This window comes from Roseivirga sp. UBA838 (assembly GCF_002296035.1).
In the GTDB taxonomy this organism is placed as follows: domain Bacteria; phylum Bacteroidota; class Bacteroidia; order Cytophagales; family Cyclobacteriaceae; genus Roseivirga; species Roseivirga thermotolerans.
On sequence record NZ_DBHC01000007.1, the window covers coordinates 31,491 to 42,006 of the forward strand.

Sequence of the window (10,516 nt, forward strand, 5' to 3'; positions counted from 1 at the left end):
ATTCCGGCTAAAGGCTATTGAGCAGGGTTAGCTTGTGTCGAGATCTTGAGAATTACACCACAGGCTTCCAGCCTTTTTCGTATTCCCTTCCCCATAAACTCATGGCTCGTTTATTTTTCGGCTTGCCATTGGAGCTATCAATTTCCAGTGTTCCATCAAACCTTTGAGCCATATTGCCCAAATGACACATTAGAGTACTTTTATGGGCTTCATTGGCCGGGGAGTTGATAGTTTGACTTTTGGTTATGGCGTCCAGAAAATTCTTCATGTGGTAGCCGTCTAAACCGCCAATACCTACCAGGTCGGTAGAGGCCGATTTTTCTTCTTCCCTTGCTGATGCAATGAGTTTTCCATCCTTGTTGTATATCTCAAAACCGTCACGGTCTACAATGGCAGAGCCTTCGGTTCCGTAAATAGCGGTGCCTCGCCCTCTGTTATGAATTAATGGAAAGGTTCTGCAGCTCCTGCCTTCCCAGGTAATCATTTTGTCTTTTCCGTAATAAAAGCTTGCCAATTGGGTATCGTAAAACTCCCAGTCGTCCTGAAAGGCAAATCGCCCGCCTTGAGAGATCACTTTGTCCGGGAAGTCCACTCCGAGCATCCACCGGGCAATGTCCAGTTCATGCAAGCCGTTGTTGTTGATTTCGCCAGTACCCCAATGCCAAAACCAATGCCAGTGGTAGTGTACATAGTTGTCTTTGTAGTCTTTCCTTGGTGCTGGTCCCTGCCATAGTTCCCAATTGAGCCATTCGGGTACGTTTATCTTCTTACCAGTGCCTATGGACCCACGATTGTTGGAGTACCAGGCTTTGGCATAGTACGGACGGCCAATGGTACCTTTGTCTATTTCTTTTTTAAGGGCTATGGAGGCAGGAGCCGAACGCTGCTGATTTCCTATTTGGAGCACTTTGCCTGTTTTTGCCTGCACCTGAACCAGCCATTCACCTTCCTGCGGATTATGACTGAATGGCTTTTCCAGATATACATGCTTTCCGGCATTCATTGCCATAATGGCCATTGGAGCGTGCCAGTGATCTGGTGTGGCAATGGTTACGGCATCTATGTCTTTGTTTTCGAGCAGTTTTCGAATGTCTGAGTATAGGGTAACACTTTTAGATTCCAGCGATTCATGACTTTGGAATGCTTTGGCAAATGTTCTGTTGTCTACATCGCAAAGTGCTATAATCTCCATTTTTGAAGGGTATTTGGCTGCAGCGGCAATGTGGGCATTACCTCTGCTGTTTATACCTGCGGTGGCCGTGAGCACCTTTTCGTTGGCGCCTAATATTCTCGAATAGCTGTAAGCAGGCATACTGAACGCTAAACCTGCCAATGCCGATTTCCTGATAAACTCCCTTCGGGTTTCTGTTTTAAGGCTCTTTTCCATGACTTAAAGTTCTCTGATTTTAATACTCCTGAACTTTACGGCATTGCCGTGGTCTTGCAATAAAATGTGGCCTTTTGGCCATTGCCCAAAACCTTTCCAGTCTTTGTACTTACTATAAGCTACAAGGGCTCGGAACATTTGTGAGAACCGATCGTACTCTACTACCTTTTCGTTGTTGAGCCAGTGTTCCACTTTTCCGTTTTTAGAGACTATGCGCAGGTTGTTCCATACATTGAGGCCTTTGAACTGTTTTCCGCGACCGGGAATGGAAAGGTTTTCAGGAGCTATGAGATCGTAAAGGGCTCCCAGGGTACGGTTGCCATTTACTCCCATTTTGGCATCAGGGTGTCGTTGGTCATCAAGCAACTGAAATTCGCAGCCAATGGCCGAACCGGTTCCCTGATTAAGCTGAGGGTCTACAAAGTATTTGACTCCACTATTGGCTCCTTCTGTGAGCATAAACTGAAGTTCCAGCTCAAAATTGGCAAATTGGTCTACAGTAATAATGTCTCCACCTGCGGCTGATTCTGCTCCACCTGTTTCGGCTACTGAGAGCTCACCGTTTTCCATATTCCAGCCACTGGTGGGGAAATGATCAAGTTTGGCTCCTCTCCAGCCTGCTGAGGTCTTGCCATCCCATAGAAGACGCCAACCTTCTCTTTTTTCTCTGTCGCTTAGTTGGTTGATCAAGTAGCTGAGCTGAGGCACTGAGGGGTCGGTTTCTCGGGTATAGTTTTGCGGATTTTTGGTAAGAATGCGCATGTTTTTCCATTTCACATGTTTGCCGGCATCTTGCTCGGCCACGCTATGTACCTGCAAGCCGATGAAACCACTGCCTGTCATATCGTCAACCAGGTCAGCACACTGAATGCCGTTGATCCAGGTTTTGATTGAAGGGCCGATGGCTTCTATTCTCACCCGGTTCCACACGCCATTTTTAAAAGCATTGTGTGCTTTGGGGTTTCTGGAAATAGGGTACATCCATAGCCTGCGGGCTTCATCGTAAATACCACCTGAAAAGGCTCTGGGGCTGGGGTCTATTTCTACCTGATAGCCATGGACACGACCATTTTCGTAGCTTTCTATACTGTGGCTTCGTATTTGAACCCCGGTGTTGATGGCGGGGTCTACCCAAATGTCGAATTCCAGAATAAAATCGCTGTATTCTTGTCGGGTAACCAGAAATGTGTTGGGAGTATTTTTTTGAGTGGTACCGGTAATAATACCGTTTTGTAGCTCATAAGTGCCGTTGCCTCCGAGCTTTTTCCAGTTGTTGAGGTTGTCGCCAATTAGGTTTTGCCATTCTTGGGCACAGGCCAAATGTGCCAGCAGAAGCAGCAAAGCCACAAGGGCGGTTTGCCGTTTGTTTTTCATGGTTTTTATTGAAAAGGTAAATGCAGCCAGCTTAAAAATTAGCGCGTTGGCTGACTGCACCTTCAATATAGAAAATCGAGGCAAGAGATGATAATCAAATAGAGCAGAGTGGTGGTGTGAGAATAAAGAAGCCGCACATGGCGGCTTTGAGTTATTTTCTGTAGACAATTCTTATTATTCGTTCTATTCCCTTAAGTTTCTTTTTGGGGACAAATTCTTCCATCTTTTCTCCTTTAATTACTTGAATAGACTGAATACGCTCCATGTCGATATCATTGATATCTTTCAGGTTCTTTTCATCTCGAATTGAGTCATCGATCATTATGAGCTTCTGATTGGAAATAGCATCATACCCCCTGAACAACATTTCTGCCAAACTCAAATTGATATCGCCCCCAGGCAAACTCAACTCTGAATAATCCTTTTCAGATGCGAGTTGTTCATTTAATTCCTTCAATCTTCTTTCCAGCGCCTCTTTTTCAGCTTGGTGGCTTCTGATTTTGGAGGTTTGAATAACCACAAGTTCATCTTCAAGCTTTCTTAATCTCGCTTCGTATTCCTGGATTTTTTGAACCTCTACTTGATCTAGTTGATTTCCTGGTTTAAGAATTTGCTCCAGTTGCTGTCTTACTTGTGCATACTGTACTTCAATTTGACGGAGCTGTGTAAGCTTTGATCTGTATTCCTGACTTTTCTCAAGCTCTTTAATCTTGCGTTCTTTATCTTCACCTTCAAGGGTCTTTCCATTGAATACTATGGAATCAACTTTGCCTTGGTCATTAAGGAAGACTTGTTGATGAGGAAATTTCCGATTTGCTATTTCTGTTTCTTTCAATTGGAGTAGTCTTTTCAAATCTTCCAATTCATTATTTACTGCTGAATAGTTTGTATTGGTATAAGTGTTAAGCTTTGTGTAGGCCTGTTTAAAGTTGAATAGTTCAGGGTTAACAAGCTCTACACTATTTTTGGATATAGCCAAAACTTCACCAGAAGAGCCAAACTTAAACTCATAGGCTTTTGGGTTGTTGACCAATTCCAATATAGCTTTGGAAACAGCAGTGCTGTCATTATCCTGTATTTGAGTATCCAGATCAATTAGGATAGGCTTTGCAGGCCAGGTAGGATCTGACTTTTCAATTTGTGGGTTCAAATCGATCTGCACTTCACTTAGGGCACTGCTGTTCTCCTTCTTTTCGATTTTGGGTTTAATATCTTGAACACTCATTAAGCCAAATGCGACCAGCAATAGGGCTATGGTAAAAATGGCGCTCAGCCAATTGGGTTGTTGTTTTGAATTCATCATAATGTTAATGCGTTTAAGGACCTGATTCTTTGAGTTTCCCGCGAAGGCTAGGCCGGGTTGGTTCATACTGAAAGCTTGAACCTTAGCCAAGGCTTTGATCATGGGGAGTTTCTTTTCTGAATATTTAAGCGCCAATTCATCAGTGGCGTATTCGCGTTCATTGTCAAGCTGGCTTTTCATCCACCAATAGGCAGGGTGATAGAAAAACACTATTTGTAAAACGTTGATAATGATGTTAATAACAAAATCATTTCTCTTTAAATGAGCCAATTCATGGTAAAGAATGGCCTCCACTTCTTCTGTCGAAAGACCTTCTATTAATCCTATAGGAAAGAGAACAGTTGGCCGGGTAAAGCCTAAAATTACCGGACTTTTAATCCATGAACTACACTTGATTTGAAGGGGTTTCTTGATGCCTAAAACCAGTTTAATATTACAAATAAGGCTGTTTATGGAGGTTTCTTCGAGTGGAAATGCCTTGGTTAGAAGTCTCTTCATCCAGATGAATGAGCCCAATACTTTAAGAAGAAAGAAGGCCATTCCAACAATCCAGATTACAGCTATGGTAGGGGCATTTTCCTTAATCCATAAAACGGTAGAAGAGCTTTGTGGATTTTGAGCAAAAGCTTGAAAGTCAGAGATAATGTTAGGAGAAAAACGGATTTCTGAAGCGATTATAGTGCCTGAGTTTTCCACAGGGCTTGCCGGCCAGAAAAAGTATAGATTGCCTGCTAGTAAAACAGGTAAGGCTAGTATGCCCATTAGTACAAGGGTATATCGGGTTTTTGCCTTTTTATTTCTTAAGGATATCAACCCTAGTAAAACAACGAATAGCAGGGCAGCTCCCTGCCAAAGCGAATGAACCAGTCCAAGGCCAATGGCCTCCAGTATGTTACTATTGATTTCCATCTTGCTCCAACTTCTGAATGAGTGCTTTTATTTCTTCCAATTCTCTGGCGGATGCCTTGCCCGATCCCAGTGCGCTTAATACCAGTTTACTGGCCGACCCACCAAAGGCGGTGTTCAGCAGTTTGTCCAGCATTTGTTCCTGAATATCTTCTGCCTTTATTCGGGCAGAATAGATATGTGAACGACTGCTTTCATCTCTTTCAACCAGCCCTTTCTGGGTCATAATCTGCATAAGTTTTAAAGTAGTTGTGTAGCCAACTTCTTTTTGCTCATTGATCTTTTTGTTGACTTCACGCACACTACTAGGTCCATTTGTCCAGAGTACGTTGAGAATTTCCAGCTCGCTTTCAGTAGGTTTAATCATGTTCTTTGTTGGTTCTAATCACGTTTTATGTAGCATATGAGCGCACCCATACCCAAACCCCGGGCCAGCTGGTTGGGATGATTTTTTTGCACGTCTATTTCCACCACCAGAATGTTTTCCGGTGAAGGTTCCGGCAAAAAGGGAGTATTCTTTTTTAATAGTTGCACTTTGAGTTTTGTAGGAGTAGACTCCATTACCTCGTACACGGTCTCTTGTATCTCACCAAATTCATCAATAATCTGTCGGTAGAAGGTTACGTGTTTGCTTCGGTCGGTAATACCTGCTTTTAATTCTTCAGAAAACCAACGGTCAATAAAGGTGTTAATGGCTTTATCGCTTCCCTGGTTTTGCGTAGCAATCCAGTCTTTCAGTATTTGATTTTTACTGTCAGTTTGCTGCCAGATGGAGTTCATCAATAAGAATAGCCAGACTACGATCTTCATACTACAATTTGTTTCGTAGAACAATTATATACGAATGGTTTCGTATTTCAAAAATAATTACGAAGTATTTCGTATAAACCTGATCACATAGTATTGCTCAAGAGTCTTTGGTGGCTGTTGCGCCTTTCATACCTAAGAAATGTAGCTCTGTGGATTTAATCTGTGCTTTATGCTAAGCCTTACTAAATTGACTAACAGAATCAAGCAAACCACCATGAGAAAGTACATAAAAACATTATCGGGAATTGGCCTGTTGGCTTTTTTCCTTTTGCTGCAAAGCCCTGACGCTAAGGGTCAAAATGGTTATCAGCGTCCTCCGGAGGCTATCGCTAAACTTATTGATGCACCTGCTACTCCGGCAGTGAGCATCGATTCGAAGGCACAATGGATGCTCTTGATGGAACGACCGGGCTACCCCAGCATTGAAGAGGTGGCAGCTCCAGAGTTGCGCATAGGAGGCACGCGCATTAACCCGGCCACCAATGGAAGGAGCAGACAAAACCCACTGACCGGTTTAAGCCTAAAGAACATTGCTACTGGCGAAACTTACAGTTTTGCTAATATGCCCGCAAACCCGGCCATTAGCAACGTGTCGTGGTCGCCAAATGAGAAAAAGATTGCCTTTACCCATACCGTTGAAAACGGCATTGAACTCTGGGTGGCCGATTTGGAAAGCCGTAGTGCCAGAAGACTCACAGCTCCCATTGTGAACAATGCCTATGTATCGGCTTTTGAGTGGATGCCTGACAACCAGTCGCTTATGGTAAGCACCATAGTGGAAGGTAGAGGTGAAGCTCCTCGCCAACCCCGTGCGCCTAAAGGGCCGGTAATTCAGGAAACAGCCGGAGCAGAGGCAGCCTCAAGAACCTATCAGGATTTGCTCGAGAATGCCTATGACGAACAGCTTTTTGAGTACTACACCACCGTGCAGCTCCAACGTATCGATCTGAACGGGAAATCTTCTAAAGTGGGCCAGCCGGCTATTATTAAAAGCTTCGACATATCTCCGAATGGAGAGTATATGCTGGTAGAAACCATACAAAAACCTTTTTCTTACTTAGTTCCGGCTTCCAGATTTCCCTTCAACTATGAGGTTTGGAGTGCCAACGGTAACAATAAAAAAGTATTGGCCCAAATTCCTTTAGATGAGGTTAGGCCAAAGGGCTTTGATGCCACGCGCAAAGGGATGCGCAGTGTGAACTGGCGAGCCGATAAGCCGGCTACCCTTTACTGGGCAGAAGCCAATGATGGTGGAGATCCCAATTTGGAAGTGCAAGAGCGAGATATTGTGTACATGCAATCGGCACCATTTAATGGCAAGCCAACCAAGCTGGCCAGCACCTCACTGCGGTATGGTGGTATTGTTTGGGGCGATGAGAACCGCGCCTGGTTGAATGAACAGTGGTGGGCCAACCGAATGGAAAAGAGCACCATCATAGACCCTTCTAAACCCGGCCAGCCGGGCCATGTAATTATTGAGCGTGCGACAACCGACCGATACAATGATCCGGGGAATCCAATGACTGTGAAAAACCAGTATGGCCGCAATGTGTTGAAGTTAGATAAAGACGATGTTTTTATGACCAGCGTGGGTGGTTCACCGGAAGGAGACCGTCCTTTTTTAAGTCGGTTTAACCTCAAGACTAAAAAACAGGAAATACTCTTCCGTTCAGAAGCCCCATATTATGAAAGACCAATCGATATTATTTCGGAGAAGGCCGATCGGATTATAACCATTCGCGAGTCGCAAGATGAACCGGAGAACTACTTTATTCGAGATTTAAAGAAAGGCACACTCACTGCCATAACCGACTTTCCTCATCCGCAGCCCGAAATGATGGCAGTGAATAAGGAAATTATTAAGTACAAGCGAAAAGATGGAGTAGACCTTACGGCAGTGCTTTATACCCCTGCCGGTTATGACAAAGACAAAGACGGACCGCTGCCAGTGCTCATGTGGGCCTATCCCCGCGAATATAAATCAGTAGCTACTGCCGCACAGGTAAGAGGCACGCCCTATTCCTTTACACGAGTGAGTTCTGGTTCGCCAATCTTCTGGGTTTTGAGAGGCTATGCGGTAATGGCCGACACGGAGTTTCCCATTATTGGAGAAGGCGATAAAGAGCCCAACGATACCTTCCGCGAGCAGCTGGTAATGAATGCCGAAGCGGCCATTGATGCGGTGGTAGAAATGGGTGTTGGCGATCGAAATCGAATAGGGGTTGGAGGCCATAGCTATGGTGCCTTTATGACGGCCAACCTATTGGCTCACTCCGACCTCTTTGCAGCAGGAATAGCCCGGAGTGGTGCATATAACCGAACCCTCACGCCTTTTGGTTTTCAGCGCGAAGAGCGAAGCTACTGGGAGGCTCCGGAACTTTATAATTACATGTCGCCATTTATGCATGCCGACAAGGTTAACGAACCATTGTTGCTCATTCATGGAGAAGCAGATAACAACTCGGGTACTTTCCCAATTCAGAGTATTCGTTTCTACAATGCTATTAAGGGTCATGGAGGCACTGCTCGTTTGGTGATGCTGCCGGCTGAGAGCCATGGCTATGCTGCCAAAGAGTCTATTCTGCACATGTTGTGGGAGATGGATTCCTGGCTGGAAGAACATGTAAAGAATGCTACCACTAAGCCCGAAGGAGCTAAGATTGATACAAAGGATAGGTAGTTGACGTAAGCACTAAGATGTTTAAGGCCGTTAGCCCTTCAAGGGCTGACGGCTTTTTTGATTTTTAAGGATGCCATCCCTCCAAGGGATAGCATCCTCGTTTTATTCAAGACCAAGCTGGAGATAGGCACTTGATTTTGGAACCGAAAAACCCATATTAAAAGTCATTCCGAGCTAAGAAGGATCCTATCACACCTTGAGTCAAACCGTCAACATTTACTCACCTACGAAAGCTGCTCTGAACCTCCTTGTAATATCATCTAATTTTGGATTCTTATTTTTAATTTGATTAGTGTCTTTGATTTGATTTAGGGAACCGCTTAACTTATACACTAGATACAATAGAAGGAGATATGAACTTTAGAAAAGTACTCATAGTCTTAGTTTTGATGGTACCAGGTCTTGCCTTTTGTCAAAAGACGAAAGTCAATAAAAAGTATACTATTGGGGTCAATGTTACTGTCTCTTTTACACCCCTTTTTGATGAGGATGGAAATACATTGCAGACAAATAAATTGTTTGAACAGATTTTTTCGGCAACATTCAATGTTTGTTGTCAACAGGAAATTGAATCTAAACTTCAAAATGAACCAAGCTTGAATGAGTTAGCAAGAAACTATTTATATATCGATTTGTCGAAAACTGTTGATACTCAAGCTAATCTTTTTGAGAATATAAGCGAAGTTCAACGACTCGAGTTAAAAAGCGGATTCAAGAATACAGACTTGATAATTATTCGCTCCCCGATAAGGAGAAAGGAGGTTTCTAAACTAAACGGTTCTGGAAGTATAACTTTATCAGGGAGCGTTACAGTATTTGACCTTAGAACAGGGGAATTTGTAATTCACATTTCAAATGACATTAAGAAAAAATTTGAGAAAATGTCTGATTCTGAGCAGCCATTTGAAGAACTCATCGATTCATTTTACAATGAGATAATCAAAATGCTAAATTAAAATAAGTCCTTTGATTTTGGTCATTCACAAAGGAAAGCAGCGCCAAATACCCCCGCACTATCTCCTAGTTTTGGTTTGACAATCTTAGTGTCCATTCTTGGATTAAAAACATATTTGGCAGCCTCTTCCACGCCTCGCGTATAAAGCTCATCTACATTGCCAACTCCACCTCCTAAAACTATGACATCTGGGTCTAGCACATTGATGATAGTTGAAATACCCAAGCCAAAGAAATGAACCAATCTATCCAGGGTTTTGACAGCATTGGGGTCTTCACCGCTTCTGGCAGCAGGAAGAATTTCCTTCAGTCTTTTGCGAGTTCCGGTCTGTTGCTCGTAAAAATCTTCTAAACCTGTACCTGAGATGATTTTTTCGGTACAGCCTGACTTGCCACAATAGCAAGGACCACCAGAAGCATCGAGGAAATTATGACCCCATTCACCCCCAATACCTTGCTTGCCGTTGATTACCTGGCCATTAACCACAACGCCACCGCCACAGCCGGTACCCATAATTACCCCAAAAACGACCTTGGCTTCTGGGTCAACGTCTGGAACAGCTCCCATTAGTGCTTCGGCCAGAGCAAAACAATTAGCATCATTGGCCATTCTGGTCGGGATTCCTAAAAGGGCTTCCAAATCCTTCTTGAAAGGTTTATGGTTGAGGTTTTGTGAGTTGCTATTCTTCATTAAACCGGTAGGAGGGTCTATGGCTCCGGGAGTTCCAATACCTATAATGGTGGGTTTTTCTCCAACCTCTGTGGCTAAGTCATCTATCAGCCTTTTGATGTTGTTGAGCACGTGCTCATAGCCTTTGTCAGCTTCAGTATTAATTCTTTTTCGGACAATTGGTGTTGGATCGTTTTTCGATTTAAGTACTGCCCCTTCAATTTTGGTTCCTCCCAAATCTATTCCCCAGAGTTTTGTCATCGTTTTATAATTCTTACCTTAAAATAAGTGTTTGGTCACAAAGTCTTGCAATGATTCGAATGTGGTACTTCTTTTAATCAAAAACACAGTGAAGATTAAGGACGATTGGGCTGAGCTTCACCACCCCTTATTTTCCCTTTTACAGCAAGTCCATGCTTTACTTCCTTGTTT

General features: G+C 43.6%; 8 protein-coding genes. 2 read left to right on the forward strand and 6 right to left on the reverse strand.

From position 1 onward, the window contains the following. Positions 1–52: 52 nt before the first annotated feature. From B3O12_RS01205 to B3O12_RS01225, 5 genes are all read right to left on the reverse strand, one after another. A complete protein-coding gene (locus B3O12_RS01205; protein WP_286755005.1) occupies positions 53–1,387 on the reverse strand; it encodes a Gfo/Idh/MocA family protein in 1,335 nt (444 codons plus the stop codon). A 3-nt stretch (positions 1,388–1,390) separates the two neighbouring features. After that, the gene (locus tag B3O12_RS01210; RefSeq protein WP_286755006.1) at positions 1,391–2,761 is read right to left on the reverse strand and encodes a 3-keto-disaccharide hydrolase; all 1,371 of its coding nucleotides are present in this window, start codon (positions 2,759–2,761) and stop codon (positions 1,391–1,393) included. A 151-nt stretch (positions 2,762–2,912) separates the two neighbouring features. Beyond that, positions 2,913–4,973 carry a M56 family metallopeptidase gene (locus B3O12_RS01215; RefSeq protein WP_286755007.1) on the reverse strand — a complete coding sequence of 687 codons (2,061 nt, stop codon included), beginning with the start codon at positions 4,971–4,973 and terminating at the stop codon, positions 2,913–2,915. Then, the gene (locus tag B3O12_RS01220) at positions 4,960–5,337 is read right to left on the reverse strand and encodes a BlaI/MecI/CopY family transcriptional regulator (RefSeq protein ID WP_348655421.1); all 378 of its coding nucleotides are present in this window, start codon (positions 5,335–5,337) and stop codon (positions 4,960–4,962) included. Before B3O12_RS01220 ends, B3O12_RS01215 begins: the two co-directional genes overlap by 14 nt. 14 nt (positions 5,338–5,351) lie before the next feature. Further along, positions 5,352–5,780, reverse strand: a complete 429-nt coding sequence (locus B3O12_RS01225) for a hypothetical protein (RefSeq protein WP_286755008.1) — start codon at positions 5,778–5,780, stop codon at positions 5,352–5,354. Positions 5,781–5,994: 214 nt separating this feature from the next. Between B3O12_RS01225 and B3O12_RS01230 the strand changes: the two genes are divergently transcribed. Then, positions 5,995–8,460, forward strand: a complete 2,466-nt coding sequence (locus B3O12_RS01230) for a S9 family peptidase (protein WP_189628730.1) — start codon at positions 5,995–5,997, stop codon at positions 8,458–8,460. Between the two features lie 353 nt (positions 8,461–8,813). Next, positions 8,814–9,416, forward strand: a complete 603-nt coding sequence (locus B3O12_RS01235) for a hypothetical protein (protein ID WP_286755009.1) — start codon at positions 8,814–8,816, stop codon at positions 9,414–9,416. A gap of 20 nt (positions 9,417–9,436) precedes the next feature. On the opposite strand, the gene B3O12_RS01240 is transcribed toward B3O12_RS01235, so the two are convergent. Then, a complete protein-coding gene (locus tag B3O12_RS01240; RefSeq protein ID WP_286755010.1) occupies positions 9,437–10,345 on the reverse strand; it encodes an ROK family protein in 909 nt (302 codons plus the stop codon). Positions 10,346–10,516: the final 171 nt, after the last annotated feature.